At 70.2% G+C, this 24,921-nt stretch carries 24 protein-coding genes and 3 pseudogenes; 15 read left to right on the top strand and 12 right to left on the bottom strand.

The window, feature by feature from the left end; genetic code table 11:
* Positions 1–25: 25 nt before the first annotated feature.
* Together ABZ883_RS07955 and ABZ883_RS07960 are read right to left on the bottom strand one after the other, a co-directional pair.
* Complete coding sequence (locus ABZ883_RS07955; protein ID WP_360903324.1) at positions 26–904, bottom strand: helix-turn-helix transcriptional regulator; 879 nt, start codon at positions 902–904, stop codon at positions 26–28.
* A gap of 90 nt (positions 905–994) precedes the next feature.
* Entirely contained in the window at positions 995–1,873 is an 879-nt protein-coding gene (locus tag ABZ883_RS07960) for an alpha/beta fold hydrolase (protein ID WP_360903326.1), read from the bottom strand.
* Between the two features lie 202 nt (positions 1,874–2,075).
* On the opposite strand from ABZ883_RS07960, the gene ABZ883_RS07965 reads away from it, so the two are divergent.
* On the top strand, positions 2,076–2,957 hold the full coding sequence (locus ABZ883_RS07965) for an ion transporter (protein WP_360904038.1): 882 nt from the start codon (positions 2,076–2,078) through the stop codon (positions 2,955–2,957).
* A gap of 20 nt (positions 2,958–2,977) precedes the next feature.
* Here the strand turns inward: ABZ883_RS07965 and ABZ883_RS07970 are convergent, their stop codons facing one another.
* Positions 2,978–4,534: a N,N-dimethylformamidase beta subunit family domain-containing protein gene (locus ABZ883_RS07970; RefSeq protein WP_360903329.1), complete on the bottom strand. Its 1,557-nt coding sequence runs from the start codon at positions 4,532–4,534 to the stop codon at positions 2,978–2,980.
* A 174-nt stretch (positions 4,535–4,708) separates the two neighbouring features.
* On the opposite strand from ABZ883_RS07970, the gene ABZ883_RS07975 reads away from it, so the two are divergent.
* From ABZ883_RS07975 to ABZ883_RS07985, 3 genes are all read left to right on the top strand, one after another.
* The gene (locus ABZ883_RS07975) at positions 4,709–6,016 is read left to right on the top strand and encodes a PP2C family protein-serine/threonine phosphatase (protein ID WP_360903332.1); all 1,308 of its coding nucleotides are present in this window, start codon (positions 4,709–4,711) and stop codon (positions 6,014–6,016) included.
* A gap of 497 nt (positions 6,017–6,513) precedes the next feature.
* Positions 6,514–7,287 carry a hypothetical protein gene (locus ABZ883_RS07980; protein WP_360903335.1) on the top strand — a complete coding sequence of 258 codons (774 nt, stop codon included), beginning with the start codon at positions 6,514–6,516 and terminating at the stop codon, positions 7,285–7,287.
* Between the two features lie 29 nt (positions 7,288–7,316).
* Positions 7,317–8,078 (top strand): NUDIX hydrolase, encoded by a 762-nt coding sequence (locus ABZ883_RS07985; RefSeq protein WP_360903338.1) that lies wholly within the window; start codon positions 7,317–7,319, stop codon positions 8,076–8,078.
* Here ABZ883_RS07985 and ABZ883_RS07990 read toward each other — a convergent pair.
* The gene (locus ABZ883_RS07990; protein WP_360903341.1) at positions 8,041–8,466 is read right to left on the bottom strand and encodes an ATP-binding protein; all 426 of its coding nucleotides are present in this window, start codon (positions 8,464–8,466) and stop codon (positions 8,041–8,043) included. The genes ABZ883_RS07985 and ABZ883_RS07990 overlap by 38 nt on opposite strands.
* 214 nt (positions 8,467–8,680) lie before the next feature.
* On the opposite strand from ABZ883_RS07990, the gene ABZ883_RS07995 reads away from it, so the two are divergent.
* Complete coding sequence (locus ABZ883_RS07995; protein WP_360903344.1) at positions 8,681–9,562, top strand: SDR family oxidoreductase; 882 nt, start codon at positions 8,681–8,683, stop codon at positions 9,560–9,562.
* A 16-nt stretch (positions 9,563–9,578) separates the two neighbouring features.
* On the opposite strand, the gene ABZ883_RS08000 is transcribed toward ABZ883_RS07995, so the two are convergent.
* Complete coding sequence (locus ABZ883_RS08000) at positions 9,579–10,040, bottom strand: DUF5709 domain-containing protein (RefSeq protein ID WP_360903347.1); 462 nt, start codon at positions 10,038–10,040, stop codon at positions 9,579–9,581.
* 206 nt (positions 10,041–10,246) lie between these two features.
* Here ABZ883_RS08000 and ABZ883_RS08005 point away from each other — a divergent pair, with 206 nt between their 5' ends.
* On the top strand, positions 10,247–10,657 hold the full coding sequence (locus tag ABZ883_RS08005) for an SsgA family sporulation/cell division regulator (RefSeq protein ID WP_360903350.1): 411 nt from the start codon (positions 10,247–10,249) through the stop codon (positions 10,655–10,657).
* A 28-nt stretch (positions 10,658–10,685) separates the two neighbouring features.
* On the opposite strand, the gene ABZ883_RS08010 is transcribed toward ABZ883_RS08005, so the two are convergent.
* On the bottom strand, positions 10,686–11,258 hold the full coding sequence (locus tag ABZ883_RS08010) for a CGNR zinc finger domain-containing protein (protein WP_360903353.1): 573 nt from the start codon (positions 11,256–11,258) through the stop codon (positions 10,686–10,688).
* Between the two features lie 162 nt (positions 11,259–11,420).
* Here ABZ883_RS08010 and ABZ883_RS08015 point away from each other — a divergent pair, with 162 nt between their 5' ends.
* From ABZ883_RS08015 to ABZ883_RS08030, 4 genes and pseudogenes are all read left to right on the top strand, one after another.
* Positions 11,421–11,588, top strand: coding sequence for a hypothetical protein (locus ABZ883_RS08015; RefSeq protein WP_360903356.1), 168 nt, complete (start codon positions 11,421–11,423; stop codon positions 11,586–11,588).
* A 187-nt stretch (positions 11,589–11,775) separates the two neighbouring features.
* Positions 11,776–13,320: a phospholipid carrier-dependent glycosyltransferase gene (locus tag ABZ883_RS08020; protein ID WP_360904041.1), complete on the top strand. Its 1,545-nt coding sequence runs from the start codon at positions 11,776–11,778 to the stop codon at positions 13,318–13,320.
* Between the two features lie 210 nt (positions 13,321–13,530).
* A pseudogene (locus ABZ883_RS08025) lies at positions 13,531–14,461 on the top strand (IS5 family transposase).
* 526 nt (positions 14,462–14,987) lie between these two features.
* The gene (locus ABZ883_RS08030) at positions 14,988–16,226 is read left to right on the top strand and encodes an IS256 family transposase (protein ID WP_360903359.1); all 1,239 of its coding nucleotides are present in this window, start codon (positions 14,988–14,990) and stop codon (positions 16,224–16,226) included.
* Between the two features lie 118 nt (positions 16,227–16,344).
* On the opposite strand, the gene ABZ883_RS08035 is transcribed toward ABZ883_RS08030, so the two are convergent.
* The 3 genes from ABZ883_RS08035 to ABZ883_RS08045 form a co-directional block, all read right to left on the bottom strand.
* Positions 16,345–17,088 (bottom strand): hypothetical protein, encoded by a 744-nt coding sequence (locus ABZ883_RS08035; RefSeq protein WP_360903362.1) that lies wholly within the window; start codon positions 17,086–17,088, stop codon positions 16,345–16,347.
* 224 nt (positions 17,089–17,312) lie between these two features.
* The gene (locus ABZ883_RS08040; RefSeq protein WP_360904095.1) at positions 17,313–17,924 is read right to left on the bottom strand and encodes a hypothetical protein; all 612 of its coding nucleotides are present in this window, start codon (positions 17,922–17,924) and stop codon (positions 17,313–17,315) included.
* Entirely contained in the window at positions 17,921–18,229 is a 309-nt protein-coding gene (locus tag ABZ883_RS08045; RefSeq protein ID WP_360903365.1) for a transposase, read from the bottom strand. Before ABZ883_RS08045 ends, ABZ883_RS08040 begins: the two co-directional genes overlap by 4 nt.
* Positions 18,230–18,299: 70 nt before the next feature.
* Here ABZ883_RS08045 and ABZ883_RS08050 point away from each other — a divergent pair.
* Together ABZ883_RS08050 and ABZ883_RS08055 are read left to right on the top strand one after the other, a co-directional pair.
* A pseudogene (locus ABZ883_RS08050) lies at positions 18,300–18,758 on the top strand (tyrosine-type recombinase/integrase); the annotation flags it as partial.
* 318 nt (positions 18,759–19,076) lie between these two features.
* On the top strand, positions 19,077–19,472 hold the full coding sequence (locus tag ABZ883_RS08055; RefSeq protein ID WP_360904044.1) for a restriction endonuclease: 396 nt from the start codon (positions 19,077–19,079) through the stop codon (positions 19,470–19,472).
* Between the two features lie 690 nt (positions 19,473–20,162).
* Here ABZ883_RS08055 and ABZ883_RS08060 read toward each other — a convergent pair.
* Positions 20,163–20,447 carry a hypothetical protein gene (locus ABZ883_RS08060; RefSeq protein ID WP_360903368.1) on the bottom strand — a complete coding sequence of 95 codons (285 nt, stop codon included), beginning with the start codon at positions 20,445–20,447 and terminating at the stop codon, positions 20,163–20,165.
* Between the two features lie 184 nt (positions 20,448–20,631).
* Between ABZ883_RS08060 and ABZ883_RS08065 the strand changes: the two genes are divergently transcribed.
* The gene (locus ABZ883_RS08065; RefSeq protein ID WP_360903371.1) at positions 20,632–21,153 is read left to right on the top strand and encodes a hypothetical protein; all 522 of its coding nucleotides are present in this window, start codon (positions 20,632–20,634) and stop codon (positions 21,151–21,153) included.
* Between the two features lie 730 nt (positions 21,154–21,883).
* A pseudogene (locus ABZ883_RS08070) lies at positions 21,884–22,354 on the top strand (IS982 family transposase); the annotation flags it as partial.
* An 828-nt stretch (positions 22,355–23,182) separates the two neighbouring features.
* On the opposite strand, the gene ABZ883_RS08075 reads toward ABZ883_RS08070, so the two are convergent.
* Together ABZ883_RS08075 and ABZ883_RS08080 are read right to left on the bottom strand one after the other, a co-directional pair.
* Positions 23,183–23,620: a hypothetical protein gene (locus tag ABZ883_RS08075; RefSeq protein ID WP_360903374.1), complete on the bottom strand. Its 438-nt coding sequence runs from the start codon at positions 23,618–23,620 to the stop codon at positions 23,183–23,185.
* Positions 23,621–23,723: 103 nt separating this feature from the next.
* A complete protein-coding gene (locus ABZ883_RS08080; RefSeq protein WP_360903377.1) occupies positions 23,724–24,227 on the bottom strand; it encodes a GNAT family N-acetyltransferase in 504 nt (167 codons plus the stop codon).
* Positions 24,228–24,329: 102 nt separating this feature from the next.
* Here ABZ883_RS08080 and ABZ883_RS08085 point away from each other — a divergent pair, with 102 nt between their 5' ends.
* Positions 24,330–24,857 carry a hypothetical protein gene (locus ABZ883_RS08085; RefSeq protein WP_360903380.1) on the top strand — a complete coding sequence of 176 codons (528 nt, stop codon included), beginning with the start codon at positions 24,330–24,332 and terminating at the stop codon, positions 24,855–24,857.
* Positions 24,858–24,921: the final 64 nt, after the last annotated feature.

Raw genomic sequence — 24,921 nt, forward strand, 5'->3', positions numbered from 1 at the left:
GGGCGCGCCCCGGGCCCCGGCGCGCTCAGGAACCCGTGAGGCGGGGCCGCGGGGCGGCTTCGCCGCTCCAGGAGGCGAGGAGGGCGAGGGCCTGCGCGGAGTCGGAACCGGGCTCGGCGGTGTAGATGCCGAGGACCTGGTCGGCGTCCCCGGTCACCGCCAGCGCCTCGTAGTCCAGGGTCAGATCGCCCACCACCGGGTGGTGGAACAGCTTCCTGCCGAAGGTGCGGCGCTCCACGTCGTGCGCCGCCCACCAGGTGCGGAAGTCCCGGTCCCGCAGGGAGAGTTCGCCGACGAGTTCGGTGAGGCGGGCGTCGTGGGGGTGCTCGCCCGCGTAGAGGTGGAGGGCGGCGACCGTGGTGCGGGCGACGCCCTCCCAGTCCTCGTACAGCGTCCGCGCCTCGTCGTGGAGGAAGATGAACCGCGCCATGTTGCGCTCGCGCTGCGGCAGCGCGTCGAAGTCGGTGTAGAGGGCCCGGGCCAGCCGGTTGGTGGCCAGGACATCGGTGCGGCGCCCCACGACGAGGGCGGGGACCTCCGTCAGCGTGTCGAGGATCCGGTACAGCCCCGGGCGGACCCGCTGCGCCGGCACCGGACGCGGACGGCTCCGCACCGGCTTGGCGACGCGGAACAGGTGGCCGCGCTCGTCGCCGGTCAGGTGCAGCGCGCGGGCGATGGCGTCGAGCACGCTCTCGGAGACGTTGACGGCGCGGCCCCGCTCCAGCCGTACGTAGTAGTCGACGCTGACCCCCGCCAGCCCGGCGACCTCCTCGCGGCGCAGTCCCGGCACCCGGCGCGACGTCGGGGCCGGCGTCAGACCGGCCTGTTCGGGGGAGATCCTCGCCCGGCGGGAGCGCAGGAACTCGCCGAGTTCGCCCCCTCGGTGCTCCGCTCGGTCGTCCATGTCCCCACGCTACGCCGCGCCGCCCCCTCCGCCCGGGCGGCAGAGGGGTACTGCCGGACCCCCTTGCCGCAGCCCCCGGCGGCCGCGCCGTCACACCGCCCGGGAGGCGTTGCGCGCGATCGCGGCGACGATCGTCGGCCAGACCGCCTCCGGCAGGTCGTGGCCCATGCCGGGGACGAGGAGGAGTTCGCTGCCGGGGATCGCGGCGGCCGTCGCCTCGCCCCCGCTGCGGTCGACCAGGCAGTCGTCCTCGCCGTGGACGACCAGGGTGGGGACGGCGACCGAGCGCAGCGCGGCCGTACGGTCGGGCGAGGCGAGGAGGGCGGCGTACTGGCGGGCGTAGCCCTCCGGGCGGTGCGCGCGGTCGTGGGCCGCGGTGACGCGTTCACGGAGCACGTCCCGCGCGACGGGGAAACCGGGCGAGCCGATCACCTCGTAGCGCCGGACGCCGGCGGCGATCACGCCCTCGCGGTCCAGGGCCGCGGCCTCCGGACCGGGCATGACGGCGCGGGCCCGCTCCGAGGCGCGGCCCACGGACCGGGCGCCCGTGGTCGACATGATCGAGCACAGCGACAGCACGCGCTCCGGATGGTCGATCACCAGCTGCTGGGCGATCATGCCGCCCATCGACGCCCCGACCACGTGCGCGGCCGGGATGCCGAGGGCGCCCAGCAGGTCGGCGGTGTCCTGCGCCATGTCGGCCAGCAGATAGGGCACGCCTGAGGTGTCGCCGCGCAGGATCGTGCCGATGTCGGGGAAAGTGTGCCCGTCGAGGCCGGTCGACAGGCCGCTGTCGCGGTTGTCGAAGCGGACCACGAAGAAGCCCTGGTCCGCCAAGGCGGTGCAGAACTCCGGCCGCCATGTGGTCAGCTGTGCGCCGAGACCCATGACGAGCAGCAGGGCGGGACGCCCGGAGCTGCCGAAGGTGTCGTACTCGATCTCCATCCCGTTGGCTTTCGCACGCGGCATGCCGGGCTCCTCGCTGGGGTCGGTCGGGTCGGTCGGACGGTGGACCACCGACCGCGGGCCGCCGGTCCGGGTACCGTCCAGTCGGTACGGTACCGGCAGCCGGGCGCGGTGTCCGCGTACCTCCCTCCCCGCACGCCAACGCAGGCTAAGATCCTGCTCAGTTGGCGTACGGGCAGTGGCACGGAGGAACGAGTACCAGCACATGGCCGACCACACCCCCGGTCCCCCTCCGCCGGCCCACGCGGTCGCCGCGCGCTGCCGCCGCGTCGTCGACGCCGACTGGTTCGGCGTCGCGGTCTTCGCGGTCATCCTGGCCAACGCCGCCGTCCTCGGCGTGGAGACCTACGACGGACTCGCCGACCGCTGGCACGGACCCCTGAAGGGCCTGGAGCACGGCTTCCTCGCGGTCTTCACCGCGGAGATCCTGTTACGGGCCGCCGCGCACGCCGACCGCCCCCGGGAGTTCCTGCGCGACCCGTGGAACCTGTTCGACCTGGCCGTGGTGGCACTCGCGTTCCTGCCCGTCGCGCGGGACAACGCCACCGTGCTGCGCCTGCTGCGGCTGGCACGGGTGTTCCGGGCCGCCCGGTTCCTGCCGCAGTTGCGGATCATCATCGTGGCCGTCGGGAAGAGCCTTCCGGGCACCGCCAGTTTCCTCCTGGTCGGTGCCCTTCTGCTGTACGTGTACGCCATGGTCGGCTGGGTGTTCTTCGCCGCCGCCGACCCCGGGCACTACGGCTCCATCGGGCGGGCCGTGCTCACGCTCTTCCTGCTCATCACCCTCGACGGCCTGGGCGACGCGGTGCGCGCCGGGCTGGAGGTGTCCCGCTGGTCGATCCTGTACTTCGGCTCCTTCGTGCTCCTCGGCTCCTTCGTCCTGGTCAACCTTCTGGTCGGCGTGGTGATCAACTCGCTGGAGGAGGCACGCGAGCTGGAGCGCGAGGCGGCGACGGCCGCCGCCGGTCCGCCCGACCCGCCGTCGGACGAGCACGCGCTGCGGGAGCGGATCGACGCCCTGCGCCGGGCACTGGACGATCTCGAATCCGGCCTGGCGGCGACCGCCACGTCACGCCAGGACGCCTGAGAGCCCCGGCAGGACCGCGCTCACCACAGGTCGTGCCGCTCCGCCACGGCGTCGCCCGCGTACGGACGGAAGCGGTCGAGGTTGTCTTGGGCGGGGTGCCGGCGCCCGGCCGGGCCCTCGGCGAAGACGCGCAGCAGGTTCGTGGTGACGCGCCGGGTGAAGCGCGTCGCCGCCCGGGACGTGCCGTGGCCGCCGTCGCCCTTCAGCGAGCCGACCCAGCGCATGGTGCCGGCGTTGAACACGCCCGCTCCGCCCGCGACCGTGTAGTACGCGGTGTCGTGGAAGCTGCGCACGCCCCGGCAGACCAGCGGTGAGTGGGCGATGATCTCGATCGGCCGGGGCGTCGGCGGCGCGCCGGTGACGCGGTCGTACTCCGTGCCGACGAGGTTCGCGAAGCGGGTGGCGCTCGTGGCTCCGGTCCCCTCCAGCAGCCAGTGGCCCGGCTCGGCGACGGCGTACGCGGCGCTGGTGCCGTTGGACTCGTAGAGCGTGCCGGTGAGCGCGTTCTCCGGCCGGGGGTGCGGCGGCTCGCGCCAGTCCGTCGTGACGGCGGCGTCGTCCTTGCCATTCAGGGGGTCGCGCGGCCAGTCGCTCTTGTAGCAGACGACGAGCCGCCGCTCGCCGAGGGCGGTCGGTTCCAGGCGGATGCGCCGGAAGCAGGCGTTCGCGCCGAGGAACGCCACGTTGGTCCCGCTGTCGCGGGCCGCCGTCACCCGGCCGCGCATGGCGGGCGTCCAGTACTCGTCGTGGCCGAGCGAGACCACGGCGCGCGCCCCGGCCAGGAGTTCCGGCTCGCGGTCCACGTCCATGCCGGTCGCGTACGCGAGCGGCAGCCCCAGGCTCTCGGCCAGCGCGACGGCGGGCTGCTCGTAGGTCAGGAACAGCGGCGCCCCGTCGCGGTCGTAGGGACGGTCGCAGCTGACGGCCAGGGAGCGGCCCGCGTAGTCCGCCGCGCCGCCGGGGCCGTGGTACAGGCTCCGCCCGCCCCAGGTGTTGTACGCCTGCCAGGTCGGCACCGCGTTGACCAGCACCACCCGCCCCGCCGCCGCCCGCGACCGCACGGTGAGCGGGACGTAGCGCTGCGCCCCCGATTCCCCCGCGGTGAGCCGCACCAGGTAGGCCCCCTCGGGCCAGCCGCGGGTGCGGACGGCGACCCCCGGGCCCCACCGGGCCGCCGACACCGTACGGGTGGCCCCCTGCGGTCCCGGCACCTCCTCCCGCCGCCCGGGCAGGTCGCCCGACGCCCAGACCCGGCGGGCCTGCGCGCCCCCGTACCAGCCCATGCGGAACGCCTCCGCGCGGTACGTACGGTCCGTGGTCGACACCAGAAGCCGGAACTCCTCGCCGGGCAGCACGCTCACCCGGTCGGCGAAGCCCTCGATCGCCCGGTCGCCGCCGCGGGACCGCAGTCCCCAGTCCCGGTCGCCGGGTCGCGCGTTCTCGGCGCGGACGTCCAGACCGCCGGCCGCGCGGTCGTGCGGCGGCGCACCGGAGGCCGAGCAGCCCCCGGCGACGGCCGCCGCCCCCACCGCCGACACTCCCTCCAGGAAACGTCTGCGGTCCCAGGGCGCGATCACACCGCGAGGCTAGACAGCGACGCCGTACGCGGCCCGCCGGACTGGGCCGGGCGGAGGACGCCGTGCCGGGCATCCGAGGGGACTTGCACCGGCAAATATCTTCAAAGGAAATATTTCCGACATTCCGCCGTGCTGACCAAAGGAACCGCCCTCACCGCGCGGTCGGAGGTCCCCATGAGGAGTTCGGGTCAGGCACGACTCGCGACAGGCCGCGCCCGGCCCGTCGCACCCAGGCGACCGGCGTTCCGGGCGCTGGATCCCGGTCTGCGACGGTGGCTGCCCCTCGTCGCCGCCGCGGCCGCGCTGCTCGTCATCGTCCTCCTGGGCCTGCTCGTCCCCATGAGCGTCCACCTGTCCTCGCTGCTGGTGGCGGTGCCCGCCCTCACCGCCACCCTGTACAGCGCGCTCGCGACCATCCATATGACCGTGCTGGCCTGCGCGGGCGCCGTCGCGGTGGACGTCCACGACGGCCTCGGCCACTCCCTCATCCTGCCGATCCACGTGCTGGACCTGCTGGTGGTCTGCGGTCTCGTGCTGGTCTTCTGGCGCGCGCGGGACAGCGACCGCAGGACCCTCAGAGCCGTCCGCTCGGTCGCGGAGACCGCGCAACGCGCCCTGCTGAGGCCACTGCCGTGCCGTGTGGGATGCGTGGACATGGCGACCGCCTACCGCTCGGCCGCCGCCCACGCGCGCATCGGCGGCGACCTGTACGCAGCGGAGCGGGTCGACGGGGCCGTGCGCCTGCTGATCGCCGACGTACGCGGCAAGGGCCTCGCGGCGGTCGACGACGCCGCCGCGGTCCTGGGCGCCTTCCGCGAGGCCGCGCACCGCGACATGTTCCTCAAAGGGGTCGCCATCGCGCTGGAGGCGAGCGTCGCCCGCCATTTCGGGCAGGCCGGAGAACGGGACGCGCATGCCGGCGAGCGCTTCGTGACCGCGCTCGTGCTGGAGATCCCCGACAACCTCCCCGTGGTCCGGGTCATCAGCTGCGGCCACCCGCAGCCGATGTTCGCGCGCGGCCACGACGTGGACCTCCTCGACCTGACCCACCCCGCGCCCCCGCTGGGTGTCGTGAACACCGGCCAGGACTACCGCGTCGACACCTTCGTGTTCGAGGTCGGCGACCTCCTGCTCCTCCACACCGACGGGCTGCTGGAGGCCCGTGACCGCGCGGGCGTCTTCTACCCCGCCCTGGACCGGTTCGCCTCGCTGTCCAAGAGCGGCGCCCCCGACAACGTCATCGAGCGCCTGCTGGACGACGTCACCGGCTACGCCGGCGGGCACCTCGACGACGACGTCGCCCTGGTGGCGGTGCGCCGCCGCTGCGCCGACGCCCGCTCCGCCGAACGGAAGTTGGGCGCGCCGACGACGGTCCCCCGGGAACGGCGCGCCCCCGCCGTCCAGGTGACCGCGGCCCGCGCCGACGTCCCGCGCCGCCGCGCCGACGAGGAGGACGGGCCCGCTCGTCGGAACCCGGCCTGAGCCGTTTGCCGCACGGGCCCGTGGGAGCCGCTTGCACGGTGGCGGGCGGACGGTCCGGGCTGTCTGCCGCGCCGGTTTGTCGCGGCTCGCGTGCGCGCCGGGGCGGGTTTCCGCTGGGGGGTGGGACCGCCGGGCGGAACGCGGTCTGGGCTGTCTGCCGCAGGGGTTCGTGGCAGCCGCTCGCGCTCTGGCGTCCCGCGCCGCCGTGGCGACGGGGGCGGGAGCGTCCGGCGGAATGCGGCCTGACCCGGCGCGCCGGCCCGCTTGCGCGCCGGAGGGCGGACGGGGGCGGGACTGCCCGGTGCAGCGCGGCTTGGGCCACCTGCCCCACGGGCCCGTGGCAGCCCGCTTGTGCGCCGGAAGGCCGGATCCCGCAAGGAAGGGGGCGCAGCGTCCGGCGGAACGCGGTCCGGGCCGTCTGCCGCAGCATGCGGCCGGGTCCGGAACCGTTGCCGGCGGCTCACCTGGCGCACAGCCGGGCCCGTCATACTGCGCCCATGACACCGTCGGCCCTGCGCCTCACCGGCCCCGCGGCCCTGGCCGCGCTCCTCGTCCTGGCGGGCTGCGGCGGGCCGTCCGGCGCGGCGGCCCCGGACCCGCTCCGCACCGTCGCACCGCTGCCGGACTCCGCCGTGGGAAAGGTGCTGGCCGAGCGCGCCGTCCACCCCTATTCGGCCCGTTTCCACACGGAACGACCGCCCGGCGCGGACTCCTCGCCGGTGCAGCGGATCGAGGGGACCGTCAACCTCGGCGCCCGGACGACCGGCGAGTTCACCGTGTCCTCCGTGGAACCCGACCGGTACAAGGAGGCCCAGGAGGTGCTGCTGCCCACCGGCGCCTGGGTCCGGGAGGTCGACGGCAACGGCCGGACCGTACGCGGCTGGTGGCACGACCCGCTCGCCAAGGCGCCGCCCGGCAATCAGATCATGCAGGTCCACGCCGTCGCCCAACTGCTCGCCCGCCAGCCCGCCAACGCCCGTCAGCGGCTCCGCGCGGACGCCGGCGGCCCCCCGCTGTACCGGCTCTCCGGCTGGATCCCCACCGCGGCCCTCGAGGGCGTCGACCCGCGCACCTACGCGACGCTCGTGCCCCGCGAGGACGTCCCCGGGACGAAGGGCGTCACCTGCACGGCCTGGGTGGACGCCCAAGGACGCGTCACCCGCTTCGAGGAGGACCTCGTCTACCCCGACGACAGCCGCTACCAGAGCGTCATGACGTTCACCGGCTTTGCGGGTCCGGTCCCCGTCCGGGCGCCCGCGACCGGCACGTGACAGGGCCGGTGCCGCCGCCCGCCCGCGGGGTGGCACTCCGGGAGGCCCGCCGGATCCGCCTGGTCGAGGTCGGTACGCCGGAGCTGCCGGAGGGCGTGCGGTCGGCCATGGACCGGGCCTGGGACGCGGCCGTGGCGGCGGCGCCGGCCCTTTTCGACGGGCCGGTGGCGGCCTGCGTCGGGCTCGCGCGCGACGCGCCGGACTCCCTGGTCCTGTCCTGGGCGAGGACGACGTACCGGCGGCACGTCCTGCGCCGCTTCCCGGGGGCGACCGGCTGGCTCCCCTCGTTGTTCGTCGCCGTACTGCAACCCGACGAGGACGGGCGCCTGCTCGTCGGCCGGATGGCGCCCTGGACCGCGACGCTCAGCCGGGTCCAACTGCCCGGCGGATCAGCCGAACCCCCCGAGGACCACGGGACGCTGGACCTGGATGCCCTGCGCCGGCACGCGGCCCGCGAACTGGCCGAGGAGACCGGCACCCTCGTCCCGCCCGGCGACCTGGCGCTCTGGCTCGTCACTCACGCCGCCAACGGCACGGTGGGCGTCCTCTTCCTCGCCCCGTCTCGCCCGGAGGCCCTGCTGCGGGAGCGCTTCGCGGAGCTGGTGGCCTCGGAGACCGCGCGGGGCCTGGAGCCGGAGTTCGACCGCATCGCGTTCGTCGGGTCCCCGGCGGATGTCGCCGCCCTCGGCGCCCGCGCGGTGGACTATCTGGACGCGGTCGTGCACCGCTGGACCGGTGGGCCGGAGGACGGCCTCAGGAGCGAGGACCCTCCGGCCGGGCGGGCGGGGTGAAGCAGGCCGTCACCGTCTTGCCGTCCGGCCGGGTGTGGGTGTGCCAGTGGTCGGCCACCGCCTCCACCAGGGCGAGCCCGCGGCCGCCGGTAGCCGTTGTCCCGGCCTGACGCCGGGCGGGCAGCTCGCCGCCCGAGTCGTGGACGCTCACGTGCAGGCACCGGCTGTCCCAGGTCAGCACGAGTTCGGCGTCGCTGCGGGCGTGCACATGGGCGTTGGTGATCAGTTCCGACACCGTGAGCAGGATGTCGTCCACCGTTCCCGGGGCGTCCTTGGTCCACTCCAGGCTGTCCAGGTGCTCGCGGGTCCAGCGCCGGCCCGCCCGCACCCCGCCGGACACCGGGAAGGACCGCGCCCAGCCCACGGCTTTCATCGATGTGTCGGCCACCGCGCTTCTCCCTTCTACGGTCTTCTGGGGCCCGCATCTCCCGTCTACCCCGCTTTCGCCGCGGCACGGGGCCGCGGCGGCCCGTGATGCGGAGCGCGGCCCGGGGGCGGATCGTGGGTGGGGACCGGCCGACGACGCCCACCCGGGCCGTACGGCGCGAGCGACCCCGGCGGGCGGCGCGCCCGGCGGGGACGGCGAGGACGGGGGAGTACCGGTGAAGCAGTCCGTCCTGCGGGACCGCGTGGCCGTGGTGACGGGGGCCGCGCGCGGTATCGGGGCAGGCATGGCGAGAGAACTGGCCCGGCGCGGAGCCCGCGTCGCCCTGCTCGGCCGCGAGAAGGAGACCCTTGCGGCCGTCGCCGGCTCACTGCCCACCCAGGCCCTGTGCTGGGAGGCCGACATCACCGACGACGCCACCATGCGACAGGTCGCCGGTGAGGTGGCCGCCCGCATGGGGGACCCGGCCGTGGTGGTCGCCAACGCCGGCATCGCCGAGGGCGGCCCGTTCGTGGAGTCCGACCCCGCCGTCTGGCGCCGGGTCATCGAGGTCAACCTCATCGGCAGCGCGACCACGGCCCGGGTCTTCCTGCCGTCCCTGCTGCGCACCCGGGGCTACCTCCTCCAGGTCGCCTCGCTCGCCTCCATCGGCGCCGCGCCCATGATGAGCGCGTACTGCGCCTCCAAAGCGGGCGTGGAGTCCTTCGCGCAGTCGCTGCGCTCCGAGGTCGCCCACGAGGGAGTGGCGGTCGGCATCGCCTACCTGAACTGGACCGACACCGACATGATCCGCGACGCGGACGAGTACGCGGTGCTGCGCGAACTGCGGGCCCACATGCCGCCGCCGGCGCGGAAGGTGTACCCGGTCGAGTCGGTGGCCGCCCGCCTGACCGACGCCGTGGAACGCCGCGTCCCGGCGGTCTACGCCCCGCCGTGGCTGCGGGCGGCGCAGCCGGTGCGCGCGCTGCTGCCGTCCTTCGTCGTACGGTTCTCGCGCCGGGAACTGCCGCGGCTGGCCGAGCGGGCGCCGTTCACGGCGACCGGCCTGCTGGGCCCCGGCGGCCGTGCCGACATGCCCGGCGACGGCACGACCCCCTGAGCCGGCGCCTCTTTCCTCACTCCCAGGGCGTGTCCTCCGGGACGATGTGCACGGCCGCCTCCTCGGCGCCCGCCGCGCCACCGTCGACGCCGACGTCCTCGGCGAGGAGGTCGTCACCGTCCGCGCCCGCATTCCGTGCCACGAGACGTCCGGCCCGCTCCGCCCCGGCCTGCCGGTCGACCGGTTCGCCGTCCCCGCCGGCCAGGTCGCCGATGTCGTCCCCGGGGTAGACCGTGTCGTCGGGGACCTCCTCGGCAAGGCGCTCGTCGAGGCTCTCCCCGGCGCGCTGTTCGGCAGCGGTGACCCCCACCTTGTCCAGACCGAGCGGCCGCTCGGGCGGGGAGTAGCCCTCGTCCAGGATGTCGTCGTAGTCGCGCTCGTCGAGCGCGTCCTCCATGTCGAGGGGTGCCGCGTCCTCCTGCTCCTCGTTGCCGCCGGTGGGCTGGTACACGTCGTCCGCCATCGGGTCGTCGGTCATGACCGCCTCCTCCGCCTCCGCCGGGTCCCGTCCCTTCCGGGGCGGGTGCGCCTACCCCCACGGCCGGGGGGCACACGCCGTTCCTCCCCACGATCCCCGCCGTTCCTCCATCGCGCCGCACGGGGGGCGGGGGCAGACGCACTCCATCGTCGTGGTGGGGCCGGCACGTGCCGGCCCGGGAGACGCACAGGAGACAGGGCACCCGCATGGAAGCAACGGAATCGATCGTCGAGCGGCTGCCCATGCGCCTGAGGGCCGGCCCCGGGCCGATGCTCCAGTTGTCCGTCGAGTGCCGGTACGGCCCCGACGAGCCCTACGCGGTGCACATGCGCTTCGGCCGGGTGTCCGGCACGGGGGACGCGGTGTGGGTGGTCTCCCGCGACCTGCTGCTCGCGGGACTGCGCGGACCCTCGGGGGCCGGTGACGTCCACGTCCGCCCGGGAGCCGACGGGGACACCCTGATCGGCCTGGGCGGGGAGTCGGGCACGGCGGTGCTGCGGGTGGGGACGGGGGTGCTGGCCGCGTTCCTGGCGGCCGCCATCGCTCTCGTCCCCCTCGGCACCGAGTCGGGCTGCATCGACTGGGACGCCTGCATCAGCGGGCTGCTGTCGGCCTAGGTGTGCAACTGACCCAGGCTGTCTCGTCCTAGCGGTCGCCGCCGGCCGGGACCGGGTCGCCGGAGGCCTTCTTGCGGGCGCGGTAGGCGGCGGCCTTCACCCTGTTGCCGCAGGTCTCCATGGCGCACCACTCGCGGCGCGAACCGCGCGAGCGGTCGATGTAGACCTGCGTGCACTCGGGGCGGCCGCACTCCTTGAGCAGGGACCCCTCCGGACCGCTGAGGATGTCGATGACCTGGCGGGCCAGGGAGGAGAGGGCCTGCCGGGGGGTCGCCTCGACGCGCCGTCCCTCGGCCGTGAGCTGCGGGACCGCGGAGGGCGTCCGCGCCGTGTCGTTGACGAGGGCGACCGCGGCGGCGTCGCGGTCCTGGCCCAGCAGTCCCGCGCGGACGAGGGAGTACACGGCCTCGCGCAGGCCCATCGCGGTGTCCAGGTCGTCCTGGTCGCACTTGGTGTCGGCGTGCACCATCCCGGACTCCCGGAACCAGGCGTCGAGGCTCTCCGGCGACGTGAGCATCTCGCGGGGTTCCGGGTTGCGGCGGGCCCGCAGTGTGCCGACGAAATCGAGTGCCGGGGTCCCGCACGGGAAGGCGTGTACCATGTCACCATTCTGACAGGTGACGCTTCCCCGGGCAAGTACCGTACGCCGCCCCCTCATCCTCCCGCATCGATCGCTTGACAGGGAAGTGGGGCGTGACGCAGCATCGTCACCAGCCCAACCGGTTATGAGGGTGGGTCGTGAGCCGCCCGTCCGTGGTCCTCCGTGATCGACGCACCGGACACCGGACACCCGACACCGGGCCGCCGACCGCGGCCCGCAACCCCCGCCATCGAAGGAGTCACCATGACCCTGCCCCGTACCTTCGCCGCCGTGCTCGTGGGTCTCGTCGCCGTGGCGACGATGATCGGCTGTTTCGCCCAGGTCTGGTGACCCTCCCCGCCCCCGGTTGCCCGGGGGCGGCGGCGTACCTGCCCTGCCTGATCCCTACGATGGCCGAGTGACGACGCACACAGCGACACAGACCCCCGCCGGCGAGGGTCGTCCCGCAGGCGGGTGGCCCGGCTCCTGGCTGCGGGGACTGCGGCCGTTCGGCTACGAGGCGCGCCCCTGGACGGACATCCGGGAGCGGCTCGTGCCGCCGTTCGGCGCGTCACGGGCCGGCTGGCTCGGGCCGCTGCTCGTCGCCGTGTTCGCCGGTGTGCTCCGGTTCTGGGACCTCGGCCGGCCGCACGACGTGATCTTCGACGAGACGTTCTACGCCAAGGACTCCTGGTCGATGCTCCGCCTCGGCTACGAGGGCACCTGGCCCGACCGCAAGATCGCCGACCCGGCGATCCTCGGCCACTCCGCCGACCTGCCGCTCACCGACCCCGGGACGTTCGTCGCGCACCCGCCGATGGGCAAGTGGATGATCGCCCTCGGCGAATGGGGCTTCGGCCTGGACCCCTTCGGCTGGCGCTTCATGGCGGCCCTTGCCGGCACGCTGTCGGTCCTGATGCTGTGCCGAATAGGCCGGCGCCTGTTCCGCTCCACGGCCCTGGGCTGCCTGGCGGGCGGCCTCCTCGCGGTCGACGGCCTGCACTTCGTGATGAGCCGCGTCGCGCTGCTCGACGTGTTCGTCATGCTCTTCGTCCTCGCGGCCTTCGGCTCGCTGCTGATCGACCGCGACCACGCGCGGGCCCGGCTGGCTGCCGCCCTGCCGGTGGGCGCCGACGGCTTCGCCGGCCCCGACGCCACGGCCGCGGCCCGCACCGGCACGGGCGCACGCCCCTGGCGGATCGCGGCGGGCGTCTTCCTCGGCCTCGCCTCCGCCGTCAAGTGGAACGGCCTGTACTACCTGGCCTTCTTCATGATCCTGACGCTGCTCTGGGACGTCGGCGCCCGACGCCTGGCCGGTGCCCGCCGCCCCTATGTCGCCGTACTGCGCAGGGACTTCGTCCCCTCCGTGCTCTCGCTGCTGCCCGTCGCCGTCGTGACCTACCTGCTGACCTGGACGGGCTGGTTCGCCACCGACGGCGGCTACGGACGCCACTGGGCGGACGGCCGCGGCGGCACCTGGTCGTGGATCCCGGCCCCACTGCGCAGCCTGTGGCACTACGAGCACGCGGTCTACCAGTTCAACGTGGGCCTGCACACCCCGCACCCGTACCAGTCCAACCCCTGGAGCTGGCTCGTCCTCGGCCGCCCCACCTCGTTCTACTACCAGTCCCCGAAACTCGGCCAGGACGGCTGCGGCGCCGCCGAGGGCTGCTCCCGGGCGATCCTCGCCCTCGGCACCCCCGCGCTGTGGTGGGCGGGCTGCTTCGCGCTGGCCTACCTCCTCTACCGCTGGGCCCTGCGCCGCGACTGGCGGTCCGGCGCCGTCCTCTGCGCGGTGGCGGCGGGCTACCTGCCCTGGTTCAACTACCAGGACCGCACGATCTTCACGTTCTACGCCGTCGCCTTCGTCCCGTACCTGTGCCTTAGCATCGCGATGACGCTGGGCACGCTCGTGGGCCCACCGGGCTCGGACGACCGGCGCCGGGTATGGGGAACGGTCGCCACGGGCACCCTGGTCCTGCTCATTGTGTGGAACTTCATCTACTTCTTCCCGATCTACACCGGGCAGACGATCCCCTACTCCTCCTGGCACGCCCGCATGTGGCTCGACTCCTGGATCTGACCTGGGACGATCGCCTCGTGGCTGCACCAAGCCGGCCTGGTTGTTGTAGGGCGTTGTCTGTCGTTGTCTGTGGGCCGTGGTCACCCTCGCACGGCCCACAGACGGCCCAGGGAGCTAGGACGTCTGGCGCGCCACACCTTCTGAGCCGTAGCTCTAGGACTTGTCCTGCCGATCATGTGACTACTCGGACTACGGTTCGTTGATGTGGACATGGGGCGGGGTGACTTGAGTGATACCGAGTGGGAACGGCTGCGGCCGTTTCTGCCGGTCAGTAACCGGCGTTGTGGCCGTTGGCGTGATCACCGGCAGGTGATCGACGGGATTTTGCACCGGGTGCGGACCGGTGTGCAGTGGCGTGACCTGCCGGAACGGTTCGGGCCGTGGAAAACGGTCTATGAACGGCACCGGCTGTGGTCGGCGGACGGGACGTGGGAGCGTCTGCTGCAGCAGGTCCAGGCCGCGGCCGACGCCGCTGGGGAGATCGACTGGGACATCTCGGTGGACTCCACCATCGTCCGCGCGCATCAGCACGCGGCTGGGGCCCGCACCGATCCTCCGCCGGCGCCCGCGTCAAAGGGGGCCGAGCAGGCAGAACACCAGGACGAGACCGCGTGGCGGAGCCTGTATGCCCGCCTGGTGGAGGTGGTGCAGGAAGCGAAGGCCTGGGCCGCTCGCGGGGCGGGTTCACCAGCAAAAGCCACCTGAGCGCCGACGGCCGATGCCGCCCGCTGTCCCTGATCGTCACACCGGGACAGCGGGCGGACTGCACCCAGTTCAAGCAGGTGCTGGACAAGATCCGTATTCCTCAGCTTGGCCCGGGCAGGCCCCGCAAGAAGCCGACAGCCTCGCCGCGGACAAGGCCTACAGCAACGGAATCATCCGCAAATACCTGCGACGCCGGGGCATCCGCCACACCATCCCGGAGAAGGCTGACACCCAGGCCGCCCGCCTGCGTAAAGGCTCACGCGGCGGACGGCCACCCGGCTTCGACGAAGAGCGGTACAAGAAGCGCAACACCATCGAACGCGCCATCAACCGGCTCAAGCAGCACCGGGCCGTGGCCACCCGCTATGACAAGCGCGGCTACGTCTACCTCGACACCGCCACCGCAGCAGCCCTCGTCATCTGGCTCCGCACATGATGAGAGTGGAAGTTTGTCAAGACCATGCGTCAGCCGGACGCTGATGTCCACACGGTACTGAGGCACCGTCTTTGTCGACGACCTCCGAGGCGTTGGCAGAGTTCACCCACACAGTTATGCCCTGCGCATGCACAACCACGTTAAATGGCGACTCCTCGGGGTCCTGCTCAGTGACTACGGTGAACTCCTCGCCCGGCCGCATCCAGTGATCCGTGCCTCACGGCTCCACCCAGAGGCACAACATGCTGACGGTCTCGTTGCTCACGCTCGTCTTCGACACAGCGGCACCCTACCGAGGCATGATCGACCGGACAGCTCCTAGCCGGATCGGTCAACTCGGCCATAGCAGCCACTTTGTGACATGGGAGGACGGTAGCGGGTAGGGGTGGTGGTTGCGTCCTTGGAAGTGGTGTAGCGGGTTGGACCTGATGTGGGGGTTTGCTCCGGCGTCCGGGTTGGTGCCCGCATAGACAAACGGCCACCGGCTGATCTTCGAAGTGTCGAAGCCTCGAAGGAGATCAGCACGATGACCGCACCAGACAGTCTGCCCTTGCACGCCCTGACCGAGGAGAACCTCGCTGCGGCGAGTCCCGATCTGCTCCGCGCGATGGTCAAGACGTTTGCCGACGCGCTCATGTCCGCGGAGGCCGATGCCCTGTGCAACGCCGAATACGGCCAGGTCAGCGACGAACGCGTCAACCACCGCAACGGATATCGCCCGCGCGAGTGGGATACCAGGGCCGGAACCGTCGAGCTGGCCATCCCCAAGCTCCGCAGCGGCAGTTACTTCCCGCACTGGCTGCTGGAACGGCGCCGCAGGGCCGAGCAGGCCCTGATCTCGGTGGTGGCCACCGCCTACCTGCTGGGCGTGTCCACCCGCCGGGTCGAGAAACTCGCCGAGTCCCTCGGCGTCACGCAACTGTCCAAGTCCCAGGTCAGCTCCATGTCCAAGCACCTGGACGAGCAGGTGGCCGCGTTCCGCAACCGGCCCCTGGACGCCGGCCCCTACACCTTCGTCTGGGTCGACGCCCTGACCCAGAAGGTCCGCGAAGGCGGCCGCATCATCAACGTCCACGCGCTGGTCGCCGTCGGCGTCAACGCCGACGGACACCGCGAAATCCTCGGCCTGGACGTCGCCACCGCCGAGGACGGCGCCGGCTGGCTCGCCTTCCTGCGCTCGCTCATCGCCCGCGGCCTCAGCGGCGTCCGACTCGTCGTCTCCGACGCCCACACCGGACTCGTCGACGCCATCGGCGCCGTCCTGCCCGGCGCCTCCTGGCAGCGCTGCCGCACCCACTACGCCCGCAACCTGCTCTCCCAGGTCCCGAAATCGGCCCAGCCATGGGTGGCCACGCTGCTGCGGACGGTCTTCGAACAGCCCGACGCCACCGCAGTCCACACCCAGATGAAGCAGGTCCTGGACGCCCTTGACAAGAAATTCCCCAAGGCCGCCGAACACCTGGACGCCGCCCAGTACGACCTGCTGGCCTTCACCGGGTTCCCCCGCGAGATCTGGCGGCAGATCTGGTCCAACAACCCGCAGGAACGACTGAACAAGGAAATCCGGCGCCGCACCGACGTGGTCGGTATCTTCCCCGACCGCACCGCCGTGATCCGCCTGGTTGGCGCGGTCCTGGCCGAGCAGAACGACGAGTGGACCGAGGCCCGCCGCTACATGGGCCGCGACCTGCTGACCAAAGCCGGCCTCCACCCGATCGAGTCAGAAACCCGCGACACCGCCCTGCCCACCACACTCACCGCATAGCCTCAAAAGAGATCACCGAGTGGCCGTCGATACACCACTCCAGCGGACGTGACCGTCGGAGGAGCTGCGATAGCCCGGCCCCTTCGTCCCGAGTAGCTATTTGGTCACCGGGATGCGGTCACATGGGCCAGGGCGGTGTGACGAAGCTGGCATCCGGCCCCTCATACCAGCTCCATTCCAGCTGGCGTTCGAACCCTCCGTTTGGCGTGCCGGAGGTCAGGAAAACGCCGCCTTCTGGTACCACATCGACTACTCGTCGCTTCCCCGCTTGGACGACTTCAATCTGCAACCACCAGGAGCATCGCACGCCTTCGGCACGGCCAGTGATCAACAGCGATTGAGAGTCCCCCGGAGTAAGCGTGATGACGTGATCATCAAAATATGGACGGCTGCCAGTGCGAGCCAGTTGCTCAATCGAGTTCTCGTAGGTCGCGCTCCACGCCTCAGGGTGATCATCATCAAGCAGAAAGTCCAAGACAATCGCTCCTGCTGCGCCAGCCGGAGGGTACCTGACCCAAACCGCGCTGTATGGGGCGCCGACTAGCTTTCGGCGCACCTTGATTGATGTGATCGTGAGTGGTTGCTCTGAGCGGTTCTCGACCAAAAGCTTGGCCGTTGTCCGTTTGAAGTCGGCGGCGCCTTGTTGGCGAAGCAGCCGATACAACGGCACATACGTGCGCTTGTCGGAGGGCACGTGCTGCGGCAGGGCTTCGTTTGAAGGCAAGGCGAGCTCCCAAGCCTTGGGGATCAGCACCTCTCCAATGATGACCAGTGGATCACCCCGCTTCACCCAACGCCGCAGAACCACGCAGCCCCCGATGATCGCTGCAACCAACAGAGATGCAACGACACTTTCAACCACGCTTGAGCTCCCTGTCGGTACGGTGAGATTCCTACTTCGCTACACGTAGGATACGAGGCCGCCCAGGCCCAGCAGATGCTTCGGGACGTCCCTCACAACCTTCCATGTTCCGTCCGTCCTGACCGTTGGCGTGGCGCTCAGACGACATGCACCAACTGACTCGTAACCGAACGAGAGCTGTCAGTTGCGGTTATAGCGGCTGTTTACGGGCCGTGTACAGGTGTCTATGTCCATGGACGGTTATTGTAGTTGCGGAATTTCGCTGCTGTACCGCATCGGGTTACTGGCGCCATCGGCTGCGGTGCTTGGCGACGCAGCTTAGGTTGATCGCGTGCTGCGGGTGGGTGCGCAGGGTTCCGGATTCCGTTCCGTTGCGCATGATGGTGAGGTTGTCCGTCAGCACGATGGCGGATCGCGCAGAGGTACAACTTGCCCTCACCTGTGGCGTGTTCAGTGATGTCGGCAAGCCAGAGCCGGTTCGGCCCGTCGGCGGCGAAGTTGCGGCGGACCAGGTCGTCGTGGACCGGCAGGCCGGCCTTCTTGATCCTTCCGCGCTTCTTGCCGAACACGCTCCACCAGTGGTTGTCCCGGCAGATCCGCCATGCGGTCCGGTCGGCCATCGCGGCCCCCGAGCTGCGGGCTTCGTCGGCCAGGAAGCGGTAGCCGAACTCGGGATCCTCACGGTGGGCGTCGAACAGCGCGTTCGCGCGATGAGCCTCCTCCAGCACGGCGTCGGTCACCGGCTTGTCGAGCCAGCGGTAATAGGGCTGTCTGGCGAGCTTCAGCACCCGGCACGCAACCGAGACGGGCATCCCGCCCGCGGCCAGCTCCTTCACGAGCGGGTAGATCCTTTTCCCGGCAGATGCGCCTGCGACAGATAGGCCGCGGCCCGGCGCAGGACCTCGTTCTCCTGCTCCAGCAGCTTGATCCGCCGACGAGCTTCCCGCAGTTCCGCGCTCTCCTGGCTGGTCACCCCGGGCTTTGCCCCGTCGTCGATGTCCGCCCGGCGCATCCACTTCCACAAGGTCATCGGGTGGACTCCGAAGTCGGTGGCCACCTGCTCGACCGTCACCCCCGGGCCACGGTTCCTCGCGACCCGCACGACGTCCTGGCGGAACTCTTCGGGATAAGGCTTGGGCACAACGACATCCTTCCCACCCGCCCCACAGGGCAAGCCAGTTCAGATGTCACCCGATCGTGCGGCAGACCCTGATGTTCCGCTGCCCGGCAGCGTGGCAGACGCGCTGCGTAAGCACGTGGTGGACTTTCCTCCGGTTGAGATCACCCTGCCCTGGCAGACGCCGGATGGGTCTCTGGTCACGGGGAAGCTCATCTTCACGGGACGCACTGGAGACAGCGTGCGAGCGAGCTACTTCGACGATCATCTCTGGAAGCCTGCACTTGTGGCCGCCGGCCTCATTCCCATGCCGCAGCCGGGTCAACGCCACGCCTCGGCGCGCGAGCATGGGATGCATGCCTTGAGGCACTTTTACGCCTCTGTGCTGCTGGACGCCGGAGAGAATGTCCGGGCTCTGAGCACCTATCTGGGACACAGCGATCCCGGGTTCACGCTGCGGGTGTACACGCATCTGATGCCGAGCAGCGAGGGGCGCACCCGAAAGGCGGTCGACAGCCTGTATGCCAAGGCACTTACAGCCACACGTTGCTGATGCCAAGATGACTCTGCAGGAAGTATAGGGGGGCGTATGGCAAGTTCACGAAGCCTGTCACCGGCTGAGCGTCGCGGCTGCGCTGGTGGCTGCTTCAGCGTCTTGCTACTGATGTCCGGCGCAAACGGCATCATCCTCTTGCGGCAAGGTGATGTTGCGCGAGGGGCTACACAGTTCCTTTTGACCCTGCTGGCTGTAGGTCTCTGCGTGTTCGCCCTCGCCCGGGGTATCTGGCCCAGGCGAGAAAGGCGCCGCGGCCCCGCCTCTTCAGATGGGAAGTTCGAGCTCGATCCGGCAAACCCCATCTCCTACGACAGAATGAGCGCCCAAGAGTTCGAAGAGGCGATCGCTCGACTATGCGCGAGGGGTGGTTGCAAGGATGCCGCCGTCGTTGGGGGGCCAGGTGACCTCGGCGCCGACGTGACGGCCACTACGCCTGATGGACGCCGGCTGGTCGTTCAATGCAAGCGCTACGGAGCCAGCAGCAAGGTCGGGTCTCAAGATCTTCAACGCTTCGGTGGCACTTGCTTCAGTGTTCATCGCGCCGACATTGCCGTTGTCGTGACTACCAGCGTGTTCACCGGGCCAGCAATTAGGTACGCATCGATGCAGAACATCGTGCTCATCGACAAGCACCACCTGGCGGCTTGGGCTGAGCGCACTGGGAACCCGCCATGGCAGCGGTTGAGCGACGGCACGTCACGCCAACCTTGATCACGGCCCCGAGACGGCCCATGGGGGCTCGCGTCGTCCTCGAACATGACAGTCACCCTGGTTAGTGCGACGTCTTGGCCGCAGGACGAGACTTCATCTACTTCTTCCCGATCTACACCGGGCAGACGATCCCCTACTCCTCCTGGCACGCCCGCATGTGGCTCGACTCCTGGATCTGACCCGCGGCGCGTGTGCCGCGGCCACGCGCTGCCGGTCCGTTGCCCGGGCACTCACGGCTACTGCTTGCCCACCCCGTCGGGCATACGAAGGGCCCGACGGAGTCGCCAGGCGCGGACCTCGACGTAGCACACAAGCGCTGTGAGCATGCCGGTTTGAGTCCGGATGACCCACGACCACGATCCATCCCCCCACCAGTGCTCCGGGACTGCCAGCACGGCGAAGCACGGCACGGCGAGGAGGTAGTTGCGCAGACGCGCAGGCAGCGGGCGCGTGTGCAGCAGCGGACGCCCCTCGTGCCATCGCTCAACCGACATGACGGCAGACTGCCATTGCGGGACTGTTTCTGATCACGGGCGTATGTTCCTCACTCGAGCCCGGTAGGTCAACGCACTGGTAGGGACTCGGTGTTGTCTCCCGAATCGGCCGGTCCTTCGGGAAGTGCGTGCTTCAGGAGCCCGCCGGCCTGGGTTCGCTCAGGCGATCAGGCGGCCCAGCTGTCGGACGCCTGCCTCAGCTGCCTTGCTCGATGCGGCGGGCCCTCGATCTGCCCCAGATCACAAGCACCCCACCGAGCACGATGACCACCAGGCCCACGCCGGCAAGCGTCGCCCTCGTTCCGAACGAGAACCCGAGGAGTGTCGGCCCACCGTCCAAGACGAAGCCACCACCCATCGCCACCCAACCCCAGGCGACCATGGGAATTCCCGCGTACGCCGCGTTTCCCCGGCCGTTCAAGGCCAAGGCGCCCAGGAGTACGAAACAAAAGCCGGGGATCAGCATGAACGAGGCAGTCACGCGGGAACATTATCGCGCACGTGGGGAGGGGCTTTGGGCGGGACCCGACCGGTCTCGTCGTCCGCCTCGTCGTCTGAAAGGCGGGAACTCCCCGGGTCGCTCGCGGAAGGGACAGGTGCCGAAAGCCCGTACAATTCGGGATATCGTGCGACGGGGGTGTCGCTGTGCAAGGGATCGGCGGTCGATGAACGCTCTGACGTTGGGTCCTCTGGAACTCGTCGCAGACGAGTGGATCATCGGCGATTCGGCGGCGCGCAAGGGGAAATATCTGAAGCTCCGTGACCAGGGGTTCGGTTACTGGGTCGAGGGGGTCGAGGTGCAGGTCATCCTCTGGAGGCGGCTCATGAATCTCCACCTCTCGGCACAACCCGGCCGACTGGGAAACTCAAAGGCATTGGCCAAGTTCACGGACTTCTCGGCGGCCCTGGCGGGAATCTCCAGGCTCGGGGGCGGGGAGGCCTTCGTCGCCGCCACGCTGCGCCACCCGTACGAGGATTGGGTCGCGTATTTCACACATGCCCCCAGGAGGTACGACAGGAGGGAGATCCGCAAGGTGGATGAGTTCCTCAAGCAAACAGTGGAATGCGGCCGTGCGGCAAGACTCGGGGACCCCCAATGGGTGGGTGAGGCCGTTGCGAAGATTGCCGGACTCGCCGGGGGATCTCGAGACGTGGCAGCTGCGGTCGGAGCGATCGTCAAGGCCTAAAACGAGTGTTTCCGAATGCCTGCGAGGTCTACAGCTTGGGCAGAGCCTCGGAGCTGCCTGGGGGGCGTCCCTCTTCCAACCAGAAGAGATAGTTGCGGAGGTGGGCCTGGAGGTCACCGTCGAGGTAGGACAGCAGGTTGGCCAACCCGTCTTGGAAGTGGTGGGAGCTGGATGGGCCGGTGGCGAAGCGCTCGGCCCACTCCCGGAGCCGTGCGCGTTCTTGCCACCAGGTCCGAACGGATTGCGTAGTCCACCACTGGTCCCCGTCCATGCCGTATCCGCGGCAGGGATCGTTCCAAGCCGCGAAGAGCACGCTGTTGACCTCGGCAGGACTCCGGGGCTGCCGAAAGACGAACTCTTGGCCGGTCTCGTCGCACAGGACGTGCCGGGCTGCGACCTCGGGACCTATCTCGCAGGTATCCGTCTCCGCTCCAAACAACGGTCCTGGCACATTGCGCCAGTTCCGCTCGGCCCAGCGGCCCGTCAGGTAGGTCTCTGCCTGAGCAAGGACAGTGACCTTCCCCTCCCAAGGCAGAGTCGTCCCCGCTGACGCGCGCACAGCCGGGAGCGGATCCCAGTACCCCGGCCGATCGTTCATGCCCGTCTCCTTCACGATTCCCCACCAAGACACAGTGAGGGTGTCCAGGATCGGCGCTGTTGAGCAACGATGACCTGGAGGCCACGTGCACGCTGATCTGGACACACCCTCGTCACCGCACTTTATGTCAAGATCGACGATGAAATCGGGGGAACGCGAAGCCTTGGCCGGCCCCCGTTGCTGAGCGATTCCGAACTCGTGTGTCTGGCCGTGGCTCAGGCCCTTCTGGGCTTCCATCCCGAGTCCCGCTGGCTGCGCTACGCGAACAAGCACCTGTCGGGCATGTTCCCGTACCTGCCCCAGCGTGCGGGCTACAACAAGCGGCTCCGCTCGGCTCTCGGGCTGGTCAAACGCTTGATCCGGGAACTGGCGATGGACAGCGACTTCTGGTTCGACAACCACTGGATCACCGACTCCACACCAGTTCCGTGCGGCATGTCGCGCCCGACCGTGCAGCGCTCCAACCTGGCGGGCTGGGCCAGCTACGGATGCTGTGCCTCCCACTCCCGGTTCTTCTGGGGCCTGCGCCTTTACCTGGTGTGCACCCCGACCGGGATGCCGATCATGTGGGCGCTGGCCAACCCTAAGATCGGCGAGCGCGAAGTCCTCGCCGCGATGCTGGAGGTTGACGCCGATCTGGTCGCCCAACGCTCATCGGGCCTGTGCCTGCCGATCCGGGCAGTCCAGAATGCTGCTGTGGTCGAAGACGAGCAGAGCGGCATAGAACCGCGTTCATTCCAGACATGCGTGACAGAGATGGCCCGGCTGCTGGACATCGGAGACGTCGCCATGGAGCCGAAGGACCGGCATGCCCGCCACCTCGCCCATGCGGTGCGTAAGCCCCTGCTCGAACGTGCAAGTCTGCCCGAAAAGTGGTTCGCCCCGCTGATGGCGGCGGCCGTGTACGACCCGGATCCCAGCTTCTGCCGCTGGTTCGTCGAGCCAGCGGTCTACGCATTCGGACGCCGCCGTGTGATGGCGGCATTGGTCGACTACCTGCGCGTCGGCACGGATGCCGAGCGAGCTGGTGCCGTGCGGGCCTGGTATAGCACCCACGTGCCCTTGCGTGCAGACCGGTCTCCGGCGTACGCACCCGGCGGGGTACGTGATCCCGCGCTGGACGAGTCACAGGACATCAAGGCCGCCTGGCTGGAGGCATCCCTGCGGGTGTTCGCCGAAGCCACCGACCTGCCGATGCGCCACCGTGTCCTGCTGGATCTGCCCACCTCCCGCGCGGCATACCCGCCATACCTGCACGAACTACTCGAAAGTACACTCGCATCCGCCCGGGTCCATCCCGACCCGCACATCCGTCGCTGGGCCACAGCAGCAGACCACGAGGGAGTCTGAGCTCGGCTCTTACCCCTCCTGGCAGTTACGGGACAGCTCTTTAGCCAGGGCCTGTTTCAAAAGGCCGCTTCGCGTGCGCAGTCAGTGGGTGGCGAGGATGTCGGCGAGACTCACCGCGGGGCGGCCGAGCAGGTCCGTCAGCGTACGCCGCTGTCGCTCGGTCAAGGTGCCGATGAAGATCACCACGTCGGCTTTGGCCTGGTCGCAGGCCTGAGCTACCTCACGGACTTTGCCGTGGCTCAGCAGAGTCCGCGAGGAGTAGGGCCGGCTCATCTTCCGGACCCCGCCATCCGAGACGCCTCGTCGTTGCACGATCTGCACGATGACCCGAGCCCCGCGTGCTGCCAGTTCTGTTGCTGCCGAGGCCATCAGCGTTTCGAAGTCCTTCTGCTTGGCGGAGAAGTAGCCGACCAGGACAACATCAACGCCCACGACCGTGAGGCGGAACGGCCGGCGCTGGGCCGGCCTGGATGGCGCGCGACGAGCCGGGCGCCGGTCGCGCCTTCGTGGCTGATGCATGCGCCACAGGCTAAGTGCCCGGCCACCTGCAGCGATACCGCGTTTCTCGCGGACCGAACACTCGATCATGCGGAGCATCAAGCATCGGGAGCGTGCTCACGCGTCACGGCAACGAGCGTGTGAGCCAGACCACCTCACCGTTGTCTTCCGTGGAAACGTGATCCCGCTCGAACCCGAGCTTCTCCAGGACACGGAGCGATGGTGTGTTCCATGTACCGACAGTCGACCAGAGCCGTTTCCGCCCGGTCGCGACAGCGGCATCGAGCACCGCGCGGGCCGCCTCGGTGGCGTAGCCCCGCCCATGCGCGCGCCGGAACAGCTCATATGCGATCTCAGGCTCCTCTAGGGTGGAACGGCCGATGATCAGCCCGCAGTAGCCGATGAAGTCGCCTTCGTCGCGGCGCTGGATGGGCAACAGGGCGATCCCCGTGGTCGCCGTCGCAGTGAGCAGCCCCGCGATGGACGTCCGGATGTGTTCAACCGTGGGGGTCCCCTTGCCGCGTTCGGAGAGGAGTGCGCAGAACTCGGCGGCGTCCGACTCGGCCCACGGCCGCAGTATCAGCCGCTCGGTCTCGAGGTGGAACGGCATGGTCTCGTACGTCGTCATGCCCCCACCTTGCCTCACGGATCATCACGAATTACAGACGTGGCTCGGGGAACGCTCGCTCCGGGGTGTCGATGGGACCATGCAGCGTGCAGGAGGTTCCACATGCGGGCGCTGCGCGCTCCGGCGCGTTGCTTTGAGGGGGTGGCAGTGGGAGGTCTCTTGAAGGGTGTCTCGAAGATCCCTTGGGGGGAGATGCGTGACGCGCAACAGGATCCGGCCGGGGGCATCCCGCCGCTGTTGTCGCGGATCGCGTACGGCGATGAGCAGGCGGCTCGTCTCGCCGTCGACGCACTGGGCGATGTGGTCTGCGCGATGGGCTTCGTCGTGGGTCAGGCCACCTCCCCGACCGTGCCGTTCATCCTCGAACTCGCCGGAGCCCCGCACACGCCATGCAAGTCCGAGTTGTTGGATCTGCTCAAGAGCATCTGCCGAACGGAGCAATGGCACTCTGCTGCCGCTGCGGCGATCTACCAGGAGCAATGCGGTTGGGAGGCGGCTGCCAGGGCGGCGGTGTTGCTCGGCCGGTCAGTCGTCGAAGGCCTCGCCTCGTCCCTGCGTCCCGAGGAGGCGGCGCCCGCACGTGAACTGCTGTGGGTGATAGACGCGTTGTCGCCGTTCCCGCAGCTCTGAGTGCGGTACGGGTCCCGGCCTTGAATCTCGTTGAGATCGTGGCTCACGGCTCGGAAGACTGGGG

Origin of the sequence: Streptomyces sp. NPDC046977 (genome assembly GCF_040644455.1) — a bacterium.
In the GTDB taxonomy this organism is placed as follows: domain Bacteria; phylum Actinomycetota; class Actinomycetes; order Streptomycetales; family Streptomycetaceae; genus Actinacidiphila.

Excerpts from the sequence above, each read along its gene's own strand:
- ABZ883_RS07955 (WP_360903324.1), bottom strand. The coding sequence starts at position 904 with ATGGACGACCGAGCGGAGCACCGAGGGGGCGAACTCGGCGAGTTCCTG.
- ABZ883_RS07960 (WP_360903326.1), bottom strand. The coding sequence starts at position 1,873 with ATGCCGCGTGCGAAAGCCAACGGGATGGAGATCGAGTACGACACCTTC.
- ABZ883_RS07965 (WP_360904038.1), top strand. The coding sequence starts at position 2,076 with ATGGCCGACCACACCCCCGGTCCCCCTCCGCCGGCCCACGCGGTCGCC.
- ABZ883_RS07975 (WP_360903332.1), top strand. The coding sequence starts at position 4,709 with ATGAGGAGTTCGGGTCAGGCACGACTCGCGACAGGCCGCGCCCGGCCC.
- ABZ883_RS07980 (WP_360903335.1), top strand. The coding sequence starts at position 6,514 with ATGACACCGTCGGCCCTGCGCCTCACCGGCCCCGCGGCCCTGGCCGCG.
- ABZ883_RS08000 (WP_360903347.1), bottom strand. The coding sequence starts at position 10,040 with ATGACCGACGACCCGATGGCGGACGACGTGTACCAGCCCACCGGCGGC.
- ABZ883_RS08005 (WP_360903350.1), top strand. The coding sequence starts at position 10,247 with ATGGAAGCAACGGAATCGATCGTCGAGCGGCTGCCCATGCGCCTGAGG.
- ABZ883_RS08010 (WP_360903353.1), bottom strand. The coding sequence starts at position 11,258 with ATGGTACACGCCTTCCCGTGCGGGACCCCGGCACTCGATTTCGTCGGC.
- ABZ883_RS08030 (WP_360903359.1), top strand. The coding sequence starts at position 14,988 with ATGACCGCACCAGACAGTCTGCCCTTGCACGCCCTGACCGAGGAGAAC.
- ABZ883_RS08055 (WP_360904044.1), top strand. The coding sequence starts at position 19,077 with ATGAGCGCCCAAGAGTTCGAAGAGGCGATCGCTCGACTATGCGCGAGG.
- ABZ883_RS08065 (WP_360903371.1), top strand. The coding sequence starts at position 20,632 with ATGAACGCTCTGACGTTGGGTCCTCTGGAACTCGTCGCAGACGAGTGG.
- ABZ883_RS08075 (WP_360903374.1), bottom strand. The coding sequence starts at position 23,620 with ATGCATCAGCCACGAAGGCGCGACCGGCGCCCGGCTCGTCGCGCGCCA.
- ABZ883_RS08080 (WP_360903377.1), bottom strand. The coding sequence starts at position 24,227 with ATGACGACGTACGAGACCATGCCGTTCCACCTCGAGACCGAGCGGCTG.
- ABZ883_RS08085 (WP_360903380.1), top strand. The coding sequence starts at position 24,330 with ATGCGGGCGCTGCGCGCTCCGGCGCGTTGCTTTGAGGGGGTGGCAGTG.